At 61.3% G+C, this 18,468-nt stretch carries 15 protein-coding genes; 1 reads left to right on the top strand and 14 read right to left on the bottom strand.

Annotated elements, in window-relative coordinates; all coding sequences use genetic code 11:
• Window positions 1-840: 840 nt before the first annotated feature.
• From SINAC_RS17945 to SINAC_RS18010, 14 genes are all read right to left on the bottom strand, one after another.
• The gene (locus tag SINAC_RS17945) at window positions 841-1,350 is read right to left on the bottom strand and encodes a hypothetical protein (RefSeq protein WP_015247042.1); all 510 of its coding nucleotides are present in this window, start codon (window positions 1,348-1,350) and stop codon (window positions 841-843) included.
• Between the two features lie 301 nt (window positions 1,351-1,651).
• A complete protein-coding gene (locus SINAC_RS17950; protein ID WP_015247043.1) occupies window positions 1,652-2,698 on the bottom strand; it encodes a DUF1559 domain-containing protein in 1,047 nt (348 codons plus the stop codon).
• 1,298 nt (window positions 2,699-3,996) lie between these two features.
• Complete coding sequence (locus SINAC_RS17955) at window positions 3,997-4,308, bottom strand: cytochrome C oxidase subunit IV family protein (protein ID WP_015247044.1); 312 nt, start codon at window positions 4,306-4,308, stop codon at window positions 3,997-3,999.
• The gene (locus tag SINAC_RS17960; protein ID WP_015247045.1) at window positions 4,305-4,997 is read right to left on the bottom strand and encodes a cytochrome c oxidase subunit 3 family protein; all 693 of its coding nucleotides are present in this window, start codon (window positions 4,995-4,997) and stop codon (window positions 4,305-4,307) included. Before SINAC_RS17960 ends, SINAC_RS17955 begins: the two co-directional genes overlap by 4 nt.
• Window positions 4,984-6,606, bottom strand: coding sequence for a cytochrome c oxidase subunit I (gene ctaD, locus SINAC_RS17965; protein WP_015247046.1), 1,623 nt, complete (start codon window positions 6,604-6,606; stop codon window positions 4,984-4,986). The genes SINAC_RS17960 and ctaD overlap by 14 nt, the downstream gene beginning before the upstream one ends.
• Window positions 6,603-7,550, bottom strand: coding sequence for a cytochrome c oxidase subunit II (gene coxB, locus SINAC_RS17970; RefSeq protein WP_015247047.1), 948 nt, complete (start codon window positions 7,548-7,550; stop codon window positions 6,603-6,605). Before coxB ends, ctaD begins: the two co-directional genes overlap by 4 nt.
• 61 nt (window positions 7,551-7,611) lie before the next feature.
• Window positions 7,612-8,460 carry an SCO family protein gene (locus SINAC_RS17975; RefSeq protein ID WP_015247048.1) on the bottom strand — a complete coding sequence of 283 codons (849 nt, stop codon included), beginning with the start codon at window positions 8,458-8,460 and terminating at the stop codon, window positions 7,612-7,614.
• Window positions 8,457-8,921, bottom strand: a complete 465-nt coding sequence (locus tag SINAC_RS17980) for a hypothetical protein (protein WP_015247049.1) — start codon at window positions 8,919-8,921, stop codon at window positions 8,457-8,459. The genes SINAC_RS17975 and SINAC_RS17980 overlap by 4 nt, the downstream gene beginning before the upstream one ends.
• Before the next feature lie 3 nt (window positions 8,922-8,924).
• The gene (locus SINAC_RS17985; protein WP_015247050.1) at window positions 8,925-10,112 is read right to left on the bottom strand and encodes a hypothetical protein; all 1,188 of its coding nucleotides are present in this window, start codon (window positions 10,110-10,112) and stop codon (window positions 8,925-8,927) included.
• On the bottom strand, window positions 10,109-10,723 hold the full coding sequence (locus tag SINAC_RS17990; RefSeq protein WP_015247051.1) for a c-type cytochrome: 615 nt from the start codon (window positions 10,721-10,723) through the stop codon (window positions 10,109-10,111). Before SINAC_RS17990 ends, SINAC_RS17985 begins: the two co-directional genes overlap by 4 nt.
• Before the next feature lie 47 nt (window positions 10,724-10,770).
• Window positions 10,771-11,313: a DUF3341 domain-containing protein gene (locus tag SINAC_RS17995; RefSeq protein WP_015247052.1), complete on the bottom strand. Its 543-nt coding sequence runs from the start codon at window positions 11,311-11,313 to the stop codon at window positions 10,771-10,773.
• 47 nt (window positions 11,314-11,360) lie between these two features.
• The gene (nrfD, locus tag SINAC_RS18000; RefSeq protein WP_015247053.1) at window positions 11,361-12,797 is read right to left on the bottom strand and encodes an NrfD/PsrC family molybdoenzyme membrane anchor subunit; all 1,437 of its coding nucleotides are present in this window, start codon (window positions 12,795-12,797) and stop codon (window positions 11,361-11,363) included.
• Window positions 12,787-15,870 (bottom strand): TAT-variant-translocated molybdopterin oxidoreductase, encoded by a 3,084-nt coding sequence (locus SINAC_RS18005; protein WP_015247054.1) that lies wholly within the window; start codon window positions 15,868-15,870, stop codon window positions 12,787-12,789. Before SINAC_RS18005 ends, nrfD begins: the two co-directional genes overlap by 11 nt.
• Window positions 15,867-16,559, bottom strand: a complete 693-nt coding sequence (locus SINAC_RS18010) for a cytochrome c3 family protein (RefSeq protein WP_015247055.1) — start codon at window positions 16,557-16,559, stop codon at window positions 15,867-15,869. The genes SINAC_RS18005 and SINAC_RS18010 overlap by 4 nt, the downstream gene beginning before the upstream one ends.
• Before the next feature lie 229 nt (window positions 16,560-16,788).
• Here SINAC_RS18010 and SINAC_RS18015 point away from each other — a divergent pair, with 229 nt between their 5' ends.
• Entirely contained in the window at window positions 16,789-18,123 is a 1,335-nt protein-coding gene (locus tag SINAC_RS18015; protein WP_015247056.1) for an MATE family efflux transporter, read from the top strand.
• Window positions 18,124-18,468: the final 345 nt, after the last annotated feature.

An 18,468-nucleotide genomic window follows, 5' to 3' on the forward strand; every position in this document is an offset into this window, starting at 1 on the left:
CTGCTCCTGACGCAACAATCGCCAGACAGAGCTGAAGCCTCTTCGCACTCATACGTACATCCGAATGCAATCCGTCAAATCCACGAACACCTTAAGACCCAAACCCATCTACCGGTTGTATCGACACGAGCAGGCGACACGAAACCCAACCGCTGGAGCCAACCGAAAGCCAAATCCATCCAGCCGCCCAAGAGCCACGATCTCCCGAAGCTCTCTCAACGCAGCAATTCCGTTCACTGTCGGTTTCCATTCACCTACTCGCACCTGCAACTTTCGGGCCTCCCCCCCAAATCGAACGAAAATGACCGATTCTTCAAACGTTTGGGCCCATACGACCACTTCGGATGCCTGTGAACCGGGCAAAGACAATTGTCAATAACGATCGACAACCAGGCCGTCCACAAACACCGGTCGTGCCTCAGAGCAGGTATTGGCCGGACGAAACGAGACTCGGCGCTCGTTGGAGGAAAGTCGGGAAGCATCCTTCCTCTGCGCGGGGAACACAGGAGGACATCGTGACCTTCGAACAACCGAGGTGACATGAGTGAGTGGTCAGCTGCGCGTCGGCGCACGGATTCTGAAAGGCTGAATCACCTGGCCCAAGCCTACTTGCAGACCGTCCGAGGCGTGGGGGTACGCGTTGCAGGCGTACCTCCACGCCGTTGCTCATCGTGCGCAACGATGCGGCCCCAGCCAACGCCTGATGAGCCAGGGCAAGGAGGCGGGGCCGACCTTTTCGAGGAGTCTGCCTGAGTCTTCAACGTCCATCTTCGCTTCAGCGAAGCAAACAGACGCTCATTCACGAATCAAATGAGGCCTTGGGGGAGCCACATGGCCCCATCAATCCTTCAGTTCAAGATCGATCGCATTGGGCTGGGACTTAACCTCCACTTCGAAGTCGGACGTGGACGCAATTTGATACTTGCCGGGAAGCGAACTTTTCAGACTCTTGAGGGCTTTCGCCTGCAGTTCTTGGGGGATGGCCGTGTAGGTGACCCCTTTCTTCTTCGCCACGGCATCGGCCTCGGAGCGCATCGCATCGGCATCCAGGTGTCGGTCGTCAATGGTCACCTTGTATTTGCCGGGGAGCGCTCCGTCTTTGAGGTTCAAGGTGGTCAACTCATAATGCCCATTCTCGACCGTCCCCCCGGCCGGGCGGCCCTCGGGATCATTGGGTACGAAGTTGATCACTGCCTTCTTGACCGGTTCTCCTTTGTAGGTCACCTTGCCGGAGACCGGGTAGCGTGCGGAGAGACCGCCGTCATCGCCACAACCAGGGGCCATGACGATGACGGTCGTGATCACCGCAGACAAGATCGGGCGGACTGAGAAAACTTGACGAATCGACATGGCAGAGAATTCTCCGCGGGGTCGGGCATTTCATTCAGGCGTCTGTTCGGAAGATCGATCAGCGACGAAAACCGCGTACGGGAAACGGCGAACCGGATCCACAAAGGGGAGGGGAGCACCAGACAAAGCCATCCCGGAGATCCGCGAAGTGGTGGATCCGGCAAGTCCTTGTGATACGGCCGGATCGGCAGGACCACCCTTTGAACTCCCGGCTCAACCTTCGGCATCAACGAACCGGCGAGCCGAAATGACATCGCTGATCGCCAAGGCTGAGCCGGCCTAAACCAATGAACACCAACGATCAGTAAGAGTCGGAGCTGATGACCTCACCGCCGTTGCGGCTGCCAAGCGCCGCGTACGTGATTCGATTGATGGAGTTCTTGATGAAGTGGACCGACCCGTCCGCAAAGAGGAAATTGGCACCGCCGGAATGTCGGCTCTTGAATCCCCGAGCTGCGTAACTGAAACGGCAGTTCCAGTTGGTCGAACCCCAGGCGTCGACACAGGCCGTATCGCGTTGATTCGTCTTCCAGTTGATCGGGACGGTGGTGCCGGCTGCTCCCCCGGTGAAGCTCCAGAAGTCGTTGTTGGCATCCTCGTCGGGCAGTCCTTCACCGACGAAGATGGTGTTGCTCGTCCCATCGGTGACCGACGCGATCGTGGCAATCCCACCGGTCGCATAGTCGGAGAAGCCGCGCATCGTTCCGCCGTTATTATTCGTGCCCCAGAAGCCGTCCAACCCGATCCGGGGAATGGTTCCGGCGGCGGTTTCCCAGGGATTAGCGCCAGAGAGGGGGAGAATGGCGTAATTGTCGCCAAAGCTCATCAAATAGTTCGACACGGGAACGAGCTGCCCCGACGTCGTACCGGGCCGAAATGGGGCCACCGTCACCGAGGTCGAACCGTTCGGCCCCATGTAAGGGACAAACCCGACGGGGCTCTGTCCAAGTCCATCGGACGGGCAGAGGAAGCTGGCGATCGTCGTATACCAGATCGTTGCCAAACTCGGGCCGTTCTGGTTGGCATAGAGGCTAAAATTAATCATATTGTACTGATTTGTCGCCTCCATATGGGCCAGAATCAAAGGACGCCAGTTCATCCCATTGCTGTTGAGATTCCACCCACCCTTGATCGCTCCTGGAGGGAACAAGTCGTTTGAACTGAGATAATTATGAGTGGCCAACCCGATCTGTTTGAGATTGTTGACACACTGTGTCCGCCGAGCCGCCTCACGAGCCGCCTGGACGGCCGGAAGCAAGAGCGCAATCAAGACCGCGATGATCGCGATGACCACCAGCAGCTCAATCAAGGTGAAACCTGACTTCCGCGAGCAACGAGGAGCGTTCATAGACATGACTCCCTGCATAACGGAAACAACGATCGAAAGAAGACGCGACACGACAATCAATGCATCGAGCATTGATGGGATAGGACGCCGCTGATCGCCAGGAAACTTTTCTGGGCCAAGTGGGGGGAAGGGAGATCATCGCTCAAGCTCACGGGGCGATAACCCCGTTGAGCTGACGGCGATAAACCTCACCTAGAACAAAACGTTGCAGAACGGAGACACCGCCGTGATTAAGCGAGAGCCCTCATCCATTAGCACTTGTTCTGACTGAACCCACGTTGAAGACGGCGCGAAAGAGACGGAGATGAGAGACTATTTATTTAGCGGGCCTTCGCTTCGAGTGTCAAGAAGTTTCCCATCAAAATCCACAAAACTTTGCCTCTTACTGATTTCGTTCGGGTGAACATCGTTGGCCGTCGGAAAACGCCAAGCCCCACAGCGTTTCTCACCCTCCAGGAGAGGCACGTATCTCCCGATCCAGCGAATGGCGATCGGTGCGATTCGAAACCAAGAGGATCACCAGCGGCCATTGAGTCGAGCGGGAATGGCAACGGCTTCTTACAAGTCCCTCGAATTTCAACCTGTTAAGTCCACGAATGCCTAAGACCTAAAGGATTCGCAATTTCAGGGACCGAATCCACGAACACCTAAGTCCTAAAGATCACATAATTTTCTTTAACTGAACTCACCTGGTATATGCAAGCGTCTCCACACCTCACCCTCGGAGGCGACCGAAATCTGCATTCACTCGGTCGTTCACCGACTACGATTTCTTTCCCAAGGATTCGTCAACGAGATGAAACGAGGAGAAAGAATCAGCCGGGATGTGAGGCGGATCGGGTGACGAGATCGAAAAAAAGGGGGGGGGGTGCGGGGCGATGCTGAGGTGTTGAGTGCCTTGACGTGATGGATGGAGGAGATCATATCACGAGGCGTGCGCGTGGAGACGGCTCAAGGAGAGGAGAGAGTCGGCCTGACCGCGATTCGACAAGAGTGTCGTCGATCGACTGCGATGTGGCCAGGTGCGTTCGTCAACGTCCCCATTCGCAAGCGGTATCTGTCGTCGAAAGCGTCATCATTGGCGAGACCAAGGTCGCGCAAAAAAAAGACTTAGGGGAGCGGCGGGCGCAAAAAAAACGAACCACGGATGGCAGAGAAGATTCGGAACGGTCGTCGCCCAGAAAAACGCAACGGTTTCTCGGTCAACGTTTCCCGTTCCGTGGACTTCCCTGTTTTCCGTGGTTCCTCAGGTGCCTCAGGTGGAATCCCGCGCGGGGATTCCACCTGAGGATTCTCACTCACTTACCGAGGATGCCGAGCATGCCCCGGGTGAAGTAGTCGTTCAGGGTGTACGTGATCATGATCGCCAGCCAGAGGAACGAGGCGCCGGCGAAGACCCAGACCAGGCGCTCGCTGTAGTACACGTGCATGAAGATCAGGGCGATCATCAGCGCCTTGGCCACGGCGATGGCCATCGTGACCGGGAAGTTGAACGATCCCAGGTCGATGAAGGCAAATCCGACCGTGGCCACGAGCAGAACCATCAGCGCGGCGTAGACCGCGTAGTAGGTGGATTTCGGCAGAACGTGCGGGGTCGTATGAGCACTCATTTGTGGAGATCGATTAGATAGAGGAGCGGGAAGAGAAAGACCCACACCAGGTCGACGAAGTGCCAGTAGAGCCCGGTCAGCTCCAACGGCGTGAAGTAGTCGGCGGTGAACTTACCGCGCTGGGCCTGAATGGCCAGGACTCCCATGACCGCGATCCCGATGATCATGTGGAACGCGTGCAGACCGGTCATGAAGAAGTAGAAGACGAAGAAGAGTTGCGAGTGCTGTGCCAAGGAGGCAGGCGCGTCAGCCGGCAGCTTCAAAGCGGCCGTGCTGAAGTGGGCTCCGGGGAACAGGTGCTTCTCGTACTCTTCGTAATACTCGTTGGCCTTGATCCCGAGGAAGAGGGTCGCCATCACCATCGTCAGGGTCAGGAAGAGCACCTGCCCCTTACGATCCCCCGTCTGCCCGGCGCGCACGGCCAGGGCCATGGTCAGGCTGCTGGTCAGGAGGACGAACGTGTTCACGGTCCCCAGCGCGATGTCGAGCTGCCGGCTGGCCAGCGCGAACCCGTGAGAGGCGTCGGTGAACCGGTAGACGCAGAACCCCAGGAACAGGCCCCCGAAGAACATGACTTCGGTGGCCAGGAAGGTCCACATCCCCAGGGTCGAGCTCTCGAGCTGCTGACCCATATCCTCAAAGTGCGAAGCCAGGCGGCTGTTGCGTTGTCCGGCGTCAGCTAAGCTCACGGTCATGCTCCCTGAGCGGATAGTCGTAGGGCCGCTCCGGCGCGACCGGGGGCTCGTCGAAGTTGTGGACCGAGGGGGGAGACGGAATCTGCCATTCCAGGCCCGCGGCGCCCCAAGGGTTCGGCCCGGCCTCCTTGCCCAACCAGAGCGAGAGGACCAGGTAAACCAGGGGAAGCATGTAACCCACCGCCAGGATCGATGCCCCCGCGGTGGACATGACGTTGAGCACCTGGTACTCGGGCGGATACTCGTAGTAGCGTCTCGGCATCCCCAGGTAGCCGAGCACGAACTGCGGGAAGAAGGTCAGGTTGAACCCGAGGAAGACGGTGAGGGCAGCCAGCTTGCCCCAGATCTCCGGATACATCCGCCCGGTGATCTTGGGCCACCAGAAGTGGATGCCGCCGAGATAGCCCATCACCGCGCCTCCCACCATGATGTAGTGGAAGTGGGCCACGACGAAATAGGTGTCGTGGACGTGGACGTCAACCGCCAACGAGGCGAGCATCAGGCCGGTCAGACCACCGATCGTGAACAGGCCGATGAAGCCGAGGGCGTAGAGCATCGGGGTGCTGCCCGAGACGCTCCCCTTGTACAGGGTCGCGGTCCAGTTGAAGACCTTGACCGCGGACGGGATCGCCACCAGGTAGCTGAGGATCGAGAAGATCATCCCGCCGTACATCGACTGACCACTCACAAACATATGGTGGCCCCAGACCAAGAAGCCGAGGACCGCGATGCCCATCATCGCCACGGCCATCGTGTGATAGCCGAAGACCGGGCGCTTCGTGAAGCAGGGGACGATCTCATTGATCACGCCGAACGACGGCAAGAGCATGATGTAGACAGCCGGGTGCGAGTAGAACCAGAAGAGGTGCTGGAAGAGGATCGGATCCCCTCCGAGCTTCGGGTCAAAGATCCCGAAGCCAAAGAACCGCTCCAGGCCCACCAGGGCGATCGTCACGGCGAGCACCGGGGTCCCCAGAATCATGATCACGCTGGTCGCGTAGTGCGCCCAGACAAACAAGGGGAGCTTGCCCCAGGTCATCCCGGGCGCTCGCATCTTGTGGATCGTGACGATGAAGTTGAGGCCGGTGAAGATTGACGAGAACCCGACGATGAACACCCCCATCGCGGCCGACATGACCTGGGTGTTCGAGAACATACTGCTGTAGGGGGTGTAGAAGGTCCAGCCCGTGTCGACACCGCCGGTCAGCAGCGACCAGATCGTGAAGAGACCGCCGAGCATGTAGATGTACCAGCTCGCCAGGTTCATCTTCGGGAACGCCAGGTCGCGTGCACCGATCATGATCGGGATCAGGAAGTTCCCGAGGACGGCCGGGATCGACGGGACCAGGAAGAAGAAGACCATGATCACGCCGTGCGCGGTGAACAGCTTGTTGTAGGTCTCGGCCTGAACGACGTCCCCTTGGGGAGTCATCAGCTCGAGCCGCACAAGCGTGGCCGCCGCGCCGCCGAGAAAGAAGAATAGCGTGATCGAGAGCATGTACAGCAGGCCGATCCGCTTGTGATCGGTTGTCAGCAGCCACGACCGCACGCTCTGCCCGGCCGTCAAGTAATTCGGCTGGGGCTCGGCCCCTTGGGCGCTCATTTCTCCACCCTCTCGTTCTTGCGGCCAAGCGCCTTGATGTAAGCAATGATCTTGAGCAACTCGTCCTCCTTGATTCGCCCCTGATAGGTCGGCATCACCGGTTTGTAGCCGGCCACGACCTGCGATGCGGGCAAGAGAATCGAGTCGCGGATGTAGCGTTCGTCGGCGGTCACGATCGTTCCCCCCTCAAGGGGAACCGAGTGGCCATAGACCCCGTCGAGCAACGGTGCCCGAACGGTCGCATTCACACCATGACAACCACTGCATCCGTACGATTTAAACAGTTGTTCGCCCGACGTGGCCATCGGCGTCGTGGACGGACCGGTTTCCAGCCAACGCTGGTAGTCGGCCGGCTCCATGACGACGACCCAGCCGATCATCCCCGAGTGTTTCGTCCCGCAATACTCCGCGCAGTACAGGTGGAACTTCCCGACCTTATCGGGCTGGAACCACATGGACGTAAAGCGGCCGGGCACGGCATCCTGCTTCACGCGGAACGCCGGCACGTAGAAGCTATGAATCACATCCTGCGAGCTCAGCAACAGCTTGACCGGTTGCCCCAGCGGAATGTGAAGTTCGTTGATCTCGCGCTTGCCCCCCGGATGCTCGATCTGCCACATCCATTGCCGCCCCATGGCGTAAACCTCGGGGGCGTCGGGCGGGACCTGGAACATCTGGTAATAGACCACCGTTCCCACAACGAAGATCACCATCGAAATCGCCAGCGGTATCCCGATCCAGACCACCTCGAGCAGGTGGTTCGACGACACCGGGTTCGACCGGTCCGCCCGCGACCCCTTACGATACTTGGTCGCGTAGAACAGGATCAGGAAGCAGATCAGGGCCGTGAAGGCGAGACAGATCGCCAGCTCGAAGAAAAAGACCGCATCCACCCGCCATGCAATGGCGGTGGCCCGATCCGGGAATAGAGGGAAGTCCCACATGACTCGACAGAATCCTCGATGGCTCAGGCCGGCCAAAACGGCCGGCCCCACGGTCGATCACTCACGCATCCTCAAGGACGACCTTCCGCCGGTCTCTCCGGAGCATGACAAACACGAACGTCCCCAAGCTCCCGATCGTGGCAAAGCCCAGGACCCGGATGACATTCATTGCCGCAAGATTATATCGACCTGTTCTCGGGTCGTAATGATAACACAAGAGAAGCAGTTGGTCGATCGGCGAGCCGATCTTCCGCATCGCCGCATCCATCAGGCCCAGGCGCAGGTCACGTGCAGGGTAGCTCAATCCATAGATATAGCGAGAGAGCTTACCCTGCGGCGTCACCAGCATGATGCCCGCAGCGTGGGCGTACTGGTTGTTCTTGGCGTCCCACTCGTAGCGGAACCCCACGACCTTGGCCAGTTGGGTGATGGAGTCCTGGTCTCCGGTCAGGAAGTGCCAGCCCTTCTCGGCACCGGGGCGACCGTAGCGTGCCAGGTAGCTCGCTTTCTTCCGCGCGGCCAGGCCCGGCGTTTCCTTGGGGTCGATGCTCACCGTGATCACGTCGAACTCTTTCCCGACGTCGAACGAGAGCGCATTCATACTTCGCAACAAGGTGTTGAGCACCTCGTTGCAGAGCATCGGGCACCGGTAATAGACCAGGTTCAGGATCACCGGCTTCTTACCCAGGTAGTCGCCGATCTTGATCGTGCGCCCTTGCTCGTCCCGGAAGGGGAGGTCGAGCGGGATCTGGGCATCGAGGTTCTGGTCGAACCCGACCCGCGCCATCATCCCGGTCGTCTCGTCCCCATCCGCCCTGGCCGGCGCGGCCTCGATCAAGAGACCGCCGGGGGGCAGAAGGAGGAGGGCGAGAAGGCCAAGGAATCGTCGTCCCGATGCAAAGGATCTCATGGCTTTTGATCCTTCTCTTGGGGCTTGGAGTCTTGCGACTCGTTGGGCTTGGCGTCCGCCGCCTCGACGGGCGTGCCGGCGGAGCCGTTCAGTTCGGCCTCGGTCTTCGGCCCTTTGCCCTTGAGGGCGTCGCGCTGGACCACCAGGTCCATGGCGCGTTCGATCGGGATCCGAACGATGCCGGCCTTGGCGTCGACCCAGCCGTAAGTGGTCAGCGTCTTGGTCGCGGTCTCCCGCGTCAGTCGCAGTTGGTCGTAGAGGTCGCCCGGGGCACGGGCCGCCGGATCGGGCCCGAGCGAGCGAACGAAGAGTCGGTAGACCCCCATCTCGCCCAGCTCAAGCACGGTCAGGAAGATCACAAGGACGATCCCGAAGGCCAGGAGATTGCGAGGATTCGCATCCTTGACCTCATAGCCGGGGCCATCCCCCTCCGCGCGATGTTCAACGTGGTGCTGGTCCATCGCTCAGTCTCCATGTCCATGGTGCTCGAGAGCGGCCGTCAACTGCGGATTGTTCCGAGGCAAGAGCGGCCTGGAAACCAACCGGTCGAGGAAGACCACCACCCAGGCTCCACCGATGCCCAGGAACGCCGGGACCACTGACCAAAACTCCCACATGCTCCGCGCCCGGAAGGCGGGCAAGAAGAGCCAAGTGTTATCCACAAAACGCATGAACAAGATCGCGATACAGACCTTCGTCAAGGCGCGTGCCTTCCGCTTGCGATCTTGCGAGAGCAGCAGGAAGAACGGGACGAAGAAATGGAACACGATCAAGATCGCGGCGATGGCCCGCCAGCCTCCGACCGAGCGTCTAAGGTACCACGGAATCTCTTCCGCGAGGTTGCCGCTCCAGGTGATCAGATACTGAGAGAACGACATGTAGGCCCAGAGCATCACGAACCCGAGGAGCAGGTTCCCAAGGTCGTTGAACGCCTGGGGCGTGGCCACCTCCGCCAGCGGCTTGGTCTCCGAAAACCAGGTGGCGACGATGATGAAGATCGCCAAGGTCGCCAGAACGTGCCCCACCAGCAGCATCACGCCATAGATCGAGGAAAACCAGTCGGGCTCCAGGGACATGCCCCAGTCGACCATGGCAAACGTCACGGTGAGGAAGTAGAGGACCATGCCGGGCCCACTCAAGGTCTGGAGCCGGTGCGTAGGATAGGGGTCCTCCACCCGGTCCTGAACCCGCGCCCCCCAGTTCAAGAGCAGGGCAAGGCCCGTCCAGATCACGAAGTAGATCAACGCCCGGATCAGGAAGAAGTCGGCGTTCAAGTACTGGATCTTGGCCCGGACGACCGGGTGGGCGGCGAGCACGCTCGGGTCGGTCCACGGGTAGAGGTAACGCATCCCGAGCACGATCGGCAGGAACAGGATCGCCATCAAGGGGACGGTCAACGCCCCCGCCTCGGCGGGGCGACGAATCGCGAACCCCCAGAGCCCGCCGACCAGGTGGTGAACCATGATCACCGCCAGGCAGGCGACCGAGACGCCGACCCAGAACATGAACCCGACAAGGTACGACTGGAAGAACCGGGCGGGATTGACCAGCCAGGCCAGAGCACAGAGCACGGCTCCCGAGGCGCTGAGTCGAACCGCGATGTGGCGAACTCGGTCCAGCGGCGGGAACAGGTGATTATCAGGGGCGTTCATCGCCCTTGGCCCTCCAGTTTCGGCCGAATCTCGGCAGGGACGTCATCCAGCTTGGCGTGCTGACTGTACTGGAGTGCCCGGATATAAGCGGTGATCGCCCAGCGATCATCGACCGGGATTCGCGAGGCATAAGAATACATGGCGCCAAAGCCGTTCGTGATGGCGTTGAAGTAATGCCCCGAGGGAGCGTCACGGAGCCGCTCGAGATGGAACGAAGGCGGAGGCGAAAACCCTCGCTTGACGATCATCCCTTGGCCGTCGCCGGTCGCGCCGTGACAGGGCAAACAGTAGATGTTGTAGCGTTGCTGTCCCCGAGCCAGGACCTTGCGGTCCACTTTGGTCGGGATCTCGTTGATCAAAAGGTCGCCCGACACTTTCCCCTCGTAGTAGGCCCGGTCGGTCCGCGCCTGGCCGCGAGCGACCGTGCCGGCGACCAGCGGCCGAGCCGACTGGCCGTCGGCGAAGAAAGTGCTTTCTTGATAGGGGCGTTGATACTTCGGCTGCTTGTCCATCTCTTGCTCGGCGCAACCCGCCAGCAGCAAGAAGAGCGCCAGGCACGGCAGCCAAGAGGCCGACCGCGCTCGACGGTAGTCATGAAGCCCGAAGTGCATCCTCGGCTCTTTCGTTGATAAACGCATGTCAGGTTGAGTGATCGGCATCAATGTCCCAGCCCCGTGGCCTCTCCACCGGCCGAAGTGGCGACCTCCGAGACCAGCTTCGGCGCGAGCCCTTCGAGGAACTCTCGAACCGTGGTCGGGTCGTATTGGGGGTCGTCCGACTGAATGCAGAGGAAGAATCGGTTGCGTGACGCCAGGGCAAAGCCCGGAACGTTGAAGACCGGATGATGGGGCATCGGCAGCCCGTTCAGGCCAAGCATCCCGAGCACGGCCGTAACTGCGGACCCGAGGACCGTCAGCTCGAACGTGATCGGGATGAAGGCCGGCCAGCTATGAAGCGGCCGACCGCCCACGTTGATCGGGTAGTGGATCACCGACGAGTACCACATCATGAAGTAAGCGCCCAGCCCCCCCATGAGCCCGCCGATCAGAACGAGCAGCGGAAGCCGGTTCCGCGTGAACCCGATCGCCTCGGCCAGCCCTTCCACGGGATAGGGCGAGTACGCGTCCATCCGACGGTAGCCCGCTTCATAGGCGCGTTCGGCGGCCGAAACGACCGCCTCGGCGCTCGTGAACTCGGCCATCAAACCATAAATTGGTGGTGCGGTTGTTTTCATCGCTTGATCGCCCGTTATCCCGACGAGGCCACGAGGTCTTGGTCGTCATCGTCATGCGACGAGCCGTGATCCTCACCGCCGTTCCGTTCCCGCGTTTCGGCCACCAGCTCACGCATCTCGGCGATCGAGATCACGGGCAGGACCCGAATGAACAGGAAGAGGAGGGCGAAGAAGAGCCCGATCGTGCCGTAATACATCGAGTAGTCCCAGACCGACCCGTGATACATCCCCCACGCGCCTGGGATGTAGTCGCGAGCCAGGCTCGTCACCACGATCACGTAGCGTTCAAGCCACATGCCGATGTTGATGACGATCGAGAGCACCCACAAGAGCGGCACACACGTCCGCGCCCACTTGGACCAGAGCACCTGAACCGAGAGGCAGTTGCAAAGAATCAGAAGTGCGTACGTGTGCCAGTAAGGCCCCGTCGCCCGGTTCTTCATCATGAACTGCTCGAACGTATTGCCGCTGTACCAGGCGAAGAACGCTTCCAGGGCATAGCCGTAGGAGACGATCAGGCCGGTCACCAAGAGAATCTTGGCCATGTTCTCGAGGTGCTTCATCGTGATGAAGTCCTCGAGGCCGTAGTACCGTCGGAGCGGGATCGCCAGGGTCAAGACCATCGCGAACCCCGAGTAGATCGCCCCCGCCACGAAGTAAGGCGGGAAGATCGTCGTGTGCCAGCCGGGGACCACCCCCGCCGCGAAGTCGAGGCTGACGACCGTATGGACCGAGACGACCAGCGGCGTGGCGATCCCTGCCAAAAGCAGGTAGGCCGTCCGGTAACGGTGCCAGTGGATCGCCGACCCGCGCCAGCCCATCGCCAGGATCCCGTAGATGATCTTCGAGAACCGGTTCTTCGACCGGTCCCGGAAGGTCGCCAGGTCAGGGATCAGGCCGACGTACCAGAACAAGAGCGAAACCGACGCATAGGTGGAAACAGCAAAGACGTCCCAGACCAGCGGGCTGCGCCACTGCGGCCAGAGCGCCATCGTGTTCGGGTAGGGGGTCAGCCAGTAGAAGTACCAGGGACGCCCCATGTGCATGAGCGGGTAGAGCCCCGCGCAGGCGACCGCGAACAGCGTCATCGCCTCGGCGAACCGGTTGATCGACGTTCGCCACTCCTGCCGGAACAAGAGCAGAACCGCCGAGATCAAGGTGCCGGCGTGGCCAATGCCGATCCACCAGACGAAGTTGACGATATCAAAACCCCACATCACCGGCCGGCGGATGCCGAATAGGCCGACCCCTTGGGTCAAGACCGCCGTGATTGTGGTCAGCAACATCAAGGTCAGCAGGAACGAGAGCGCAAACCCAAAGATCCAGCTCTTTCGAAACGGGCTTGTGAGCACGATCGAGCTGATCTTGTCGGTCACCGAGGCGTACGTATGCCCCGGCGCCAGGACTAAATGCTCGTCCTGCTCCAGATTCTCGGGGCGATCAGACGCCATCGCGCGACTCCGTCTCGAGCTCGGGGTTCGGGTTCCTTAGCCTCGCCAGGTAGGTCGTGCGCGGACGGGTGTTCAATTCAGTCAGAATCCCGTAGTTCCGCGGATCGTCCTTCAACTTGGAAACCTGGCTGTTGGGATCGTTGACGTTGCCGAAGACGATCGCGCGGGTCGGACAGGCCGATTGACAGGCTGTCTTGACCTCGCCATCGCGGATCGAGCGTCCTTCGATCTCCGCCGTGGTCCTCGCCGCGTTCACGCGCTGAATGCAGAAGGTGCACTTCTCCATCACGCCGCGCGCCCTGACCGTGACGTCAGGATTGTTGAGGACCACCAAGCTCTCGGCCACGGGCTTCGAGTAGTGGAAGAAGTTGAAGTGGCGGACCTTGTAGGGGCAGTTGTTACCGCAGTATCGCGTGCCGACACAGCGGTTATAAACCATGTTGTTGATCCCCTCGTCGTCGTGCACCGTCGCAGCGACGGGGCAGACCACCTCGCAAGGGGCGTTCTCACAGTGCATGCAGGTCCGAGGCTGGTGATAGACCTCAGGGTTGTCCAGGTCGCCGTGATAGTAGCGGTCGATGTCGATCCACTGCATCTCGCGACCGTGCGAGACTTCCTCTTTACCCACGATCGGGATGTTGTTCTCCGCCTGGCAGGCCACGACGCAGACCCCGCAGCCAATACAGGCGTTGAGGTTGATCGCCATCCCCCAAGCGTAGCCCGAACCCCCGGGGGGCATGGTCGCCCCTTGCTCCACGTCCAGCCGGTCGACCGAACCGAGGATCTCGGGATAGAGCGAGTCCTTCGGCTTCGGAGCATGCTCCATATGCTGAGCGAAGTGCGGCTCGGCGTGGTACTCGCCGATCGTGCCGACTCGAACCAGGTGCCGCTCTTCCGCTGCCTCGCCCGTCTCGTTCAGGCTCAGAACGTTGCGGTGCAGCTCGGTGTTGGCGAGCGGGAAGGTCCGCCCCGTCTTGCGAATCTCGAGCCCCGCGTCGAACCAAGGGGCCTCCGAAGTCCGCAGACGATAGGCGCTGAACCCGGCCCCGTTGCCGACCCGCCCGGCACGGGTCCGGCCGTAGCCGAGCGTGACCGTCACCGAGCTTTCAGCGTGCCCCGGGCTGATCCAGACCGGCGCCTCGACCGATCGACCCTTGTACCTAAGTTCAACCAGGTCGCCGTTGTTCAGGCCGAGCCGTTCGGCCGCGGCCGGGGCAAACTGGGCGACGTTGTCCCAGGTCATCTTGGTCAACGGCTTGGGCAGTTCCTGGAGCCAGCCATTGTTGGCGTACCGGCCGTCCCAGATGGTCGGGTCGGTGCGGAAGACGATCTCCAGCTCCTCCCCTTGGGGAACGCGCGGGACACCTGCCTGGGCCAGTTCGCCCGTCAGCGAAACCGACCGGGGGGGCAAACCTGTCCCCTCGACGACGCCATCATGGACGGCCGTCCGCCAGAATGTCTCGAAATCGGCGGTTCCCGCCTGATCCTTCCAGGTCTCCCGGACGATCTCATAGCCCGAGCGGTCCGGGTGGCGAAGCAGGCCGGCGATCAGCTCGAGTGCGGATCGGCCGTCATACAAGGGGGCGATCAAGGGTTGCTGGATCGTCACCGTGCCGTCCGAAGCGCGGACGTCGCCCCAGGCCTCAAGCTCATGCGTCTCGGGGAGGTGCCAGCGGCAGAGTGCGGCCGTCTCGTCCTCGTAGAGTCCGAGATGGGCGCTGAACTTGGCCTTGGCAATCCGCGGACCGAAATTGAGATCCACCGGCGCGTCGTACGCGGGGTTGCCCCCGAGCACCAAGAGCACGTCCACCTTGCCGGCTTCGAGGTCGTTGGCCAGGGTGCGGATCGACTCCGCCTGGTTAACCGGCTGCTCTTCGACCGGGTCGGTGTAGACGACCGTCGTCCCGACGCTGCCCAGAACCTGGTTCAGGGCATGCGCCAGGGCGTGAACCAAAGGAGGCTGTTCTTCGCCCGCAATCACCAAGGCTTTGCCCTGGCTCTTGCGGAGGTCCTTCGCCAGGGCCCGGACCCATCGCGCTTCCGGCTCGGAAAGCGCGCCGCCCGGAGCCGAGACCTTGACCTCGAGCTCGCGGGCCAGGAAGCTCGCGAAGTCGGCGATTCGATAGCTCGATGCGGCGAGCCGATGGTCGGCCATCGAGCCGGTGATCGTCGGGGTGGTCTCCACGACGTAGAGCCGGTTCATCGACTCCAGGGTCTCGCGGCGGGCGGCGAACTCGCGAGCCGAGCGCAGGTGCCCCGGTCCTTCTGCGAGGAAGTCGGACCCGAGGGCGAAGATGACGTCGGCCTTGGCCACGTGATAGCGGGTGGCGACGTCGCGCCCGAAGGCGAGCCGAGCCCCTGCGCGGACCGTGTCGCGGCCGGCGGGCTCGTACTGGTGCCAGGTCGCCTCGGGAAAATCCTCGAGGAACGCACGGATCTGGCGACCCAGACTTCGCGACGTGACCGTTTCGGTCAGAATCCGCACCCCGCGTCCTTTGTTCGGGCGCTGGGCGTCGAGGGCCGCGACCGCCTCGGTCAGGAACGCGTCCCAGGTGCTGATCTGCCCCCCTCGGCGCGTGACCACTTGCGAGCGGTCCGGATCGTAGAGGGTGAGCACCGCCGCCTGGGCGAAGTAGTCGATTGCGCCCAGGCTATCCGGGTGCTTCTCGTTCCCCTCGACCATTGTGGGCCGGCCCATGTGGCTCTCGGCGAGCACGCCGATCGGGGATCCACTCCGCGAAATCGCGGTGGCATAGTAAAGCGGCTTGCCGGGCACGAGGCTCTCGGGAGCCCGCACGTACGGCACGATTTTCTCGCTCGCCTGGTGCGTGCAGCCGCTCACTCCGGCCAAGGCCAGCGAGGCCCCCATCAACTTCAAGAAGTTGCGGCGGCTGGTGGCGTCGACCAGTTCGGGAGCCCCGTGCGGGAACTCGCGGTCGAGGAACGACTGAAATTCCTCGGTCTCGGCCAGTTCCTCGAGGCTCCGCCAGTAGCGCGGTCCGCGCTGGCCGGCGAGTCGCTCGCGCAACGAGGCGAGATCGAGCCCGTCTGTCTTTCGGCTGTGAATCATCATCGGTGGCACACGTAGCAGTTGGTGAGCCGGTCGACCGGGATATGCTGCTTCTTGATCAGCTCCCGTCCCAGCGCCAATTGATCCTTTGGCGGGGTCCAAGTCATGTTGAAGACTTCCTCGATCGGCCGAAGGTGCTTCTCGGGCTCGCGGTGACACCCCAGGCACCACTCCATGGTCATCGGCTCTGCTTTCCAAGTCAGCGGCATCAAGTCGACCCGCCCGTGGCAACTGACGCACCCGACCCCCTTATTCACGTGGACGGCATGATTGAAGTAGGCGTAGTCAGGAAGGTCATGCACCCGATTCCAGCGAATCGGTTCATTCGTTTGCATGCTCTTGCGAACCGGCTCCAACATCGGACTGTTTACCCAAATCTGGGAATGGCACGACATGCACGTCTCAGTCGCGGGAATCCCGGCGAACGTGGAGGACTCGACCGACGTGTGGCAATAGCGACAGTCGATCCCCAGCGCCGTAATGTGGTGCTCGTGACTGAACGGCACGGGCTGGTCCACTGTCACGTTCACCTGGGTGATGTACGGCGACCGAAAAATCATGTAGACCACGAACAGCAGACCCACGGCGAAAAAGACCGCCCCGAAGATGCTGACGCGGGAAATCGTGTTCGTGCTCGGCGGAAAAACCTGCACCGTGAACGCCCCTCCCCACGATCCTGGACGGGCCGGCACCCCCGGCCCACTCCTTCATTCGACTGTCTGTTGAATTCTGATTGAATCGCCTTCAACCAACAGTCGAATCAAAAAACGTTTGTGTTTGCTCATCCGTTTGGGCTAACCGAACCCGCTGAAATTCTGCAAAATCGGTGCCACGGCCGAGAACATTCAACCAAAAGTGGTTTATCCGAGAATGGCTGAAATTGCAAGAGGGGGTAATTCCTTGGCGAAGGGACGACGGGAAATGACGCGAGAATTAGGGCCAACCCTGAAGCTCGCGGGACCGGTCGTCCTGGCGGAGTTGGGCTGGATGGCCATGGGGATCGTCGACACGATGATTGTCGGCCGGCTCGGGCCCGAGGCGATCGGCGCGGTCAGCATTGGCAGCACCTTTTTCCTCACCGTGGCCGTCTTCGGGATGGGAATGCTGCTCGGCCTCGACACCCTGATCGCCCGAGCGTTCGGGGCAGGGCAGTTCGTCGCCTGCCGCCGCACGGTGACCCAAGGGGTCTACCTCGGACTGGCCCTGACCCTACCTCTGACCGCCTTGGTCTTCATGGCCGGGCACTGGCTGAACGCCCTGGGGGTTAATCCCATCATCATTCGATTGGCAGTCCCTTACATCCGTGCGATCGCCTGGAGCCTGGGTCCACTGCTCGTCTTCGCCGCCTTCCGGCGCTACTTGCAGGCAGTCGGCCGGCTGGCGCCGATTGTGTTCGCCCTGGCCAGTGCCAATCTAATCAACGCCCTGGCCAACTGGGCGCTCGTCTACGGCCACCTCGGCGCGCCCGCCTGGGGAGTGGAGGGATCGGGCTGGGCCACGACTCTCTCGCGCGTCTACATGGCCCTGGTCGTCGTCACCGCCGCCTTGATCCCGCGCCGAGGATCGGGGCTGGCTCTGAGCGTGGCCGACTGGCGGCCCGATCTGGCGAGAATCCGGCGGCTCCTCGCCTTGGGGTTCCCCGCCGCAGCGCACCTGACGCTGGAGGTCGGCGTGTTCGCGACGGCGACAACGCTGGTGGGTCGGCTCGACTCGGCCTCCTTGGCCGCGCACCAGATTGTCCTGAACGTCGCCAGCGTGACCTTCATGATCCCTCTGGGCCTCGCCTCAGCCGCCGCCGTCCTGGTCGGCCGCGCCTTGGGCCGCCGCGACCCGGTCGCCGCCGTGCGGGCCGGCTGGACCGCGATCGCGCTCGGCGCCGGCTTCATGACCTGCTCGGGCCTGACCTTTCTTTTGATCCCACGATGGATCCTCAGCGCCTTCACCACCGACCCCACCGTCATCGCGACCGGCCTGACGCTCCTGGGGGTCGCCGCCTGCTTCCAGTTGTTCGACGGCCTGCAAGGCGTAACCACCGGCGTCCTCCGAGGCGTAGGAGACACCCGAACACCCATGCTCGTCAACCTGCTGGCGCACTGGGCCCTGGGCCTCCCCTGCGGCTACGCCCTCGCCTTCCCCGGCGGCCTCGGGGCACTCGGCCTCTGGATCGGTCTCTCGATCGGCCTGGTCGTCGCCGGCCTGACCCTGATCCGCATCTGGTCGCGCAAAGCGCGGCATCTCCGGCTGACGGAGGAGTAACTATAAAACCGAAAACCAACAATATAACAATATTAATAAATATATTATTTTCAGAATATAAAATAACTATTTAAACCAGCAACCACAATTACAATGCTAGGCTTTGTCGAAAAACTCATTTTCCCTACCGACCGGTCGTTCTGGCAAACTGGGTCAGCGGATCGACCGACTCAAGGAGAGCATCAGAAATGTTACGACATCGGCTCTCAGTTCAGACCGTTGTTTTTTTGGGGAGGCTTGGAGTACTTGCGTAGTGTTGCCTTGGACATGAGTTGACCTCCAGGCATTTCAGCGTTGCGTTTATAACCTTATTGATTTGTTCGTTTTCAGAATTAGGCTCTAATG

Source organism: Singulisphaera acidiphila DSM 18658 (assembly GCF_000242455.2).
Taxonomy (GTDB): Bacteria; Planctomycetota; Planctomycetia; order Isosphaerales; family Isosphaeraceae; genus Singulisphaera; species Singulisphaera acidiphila.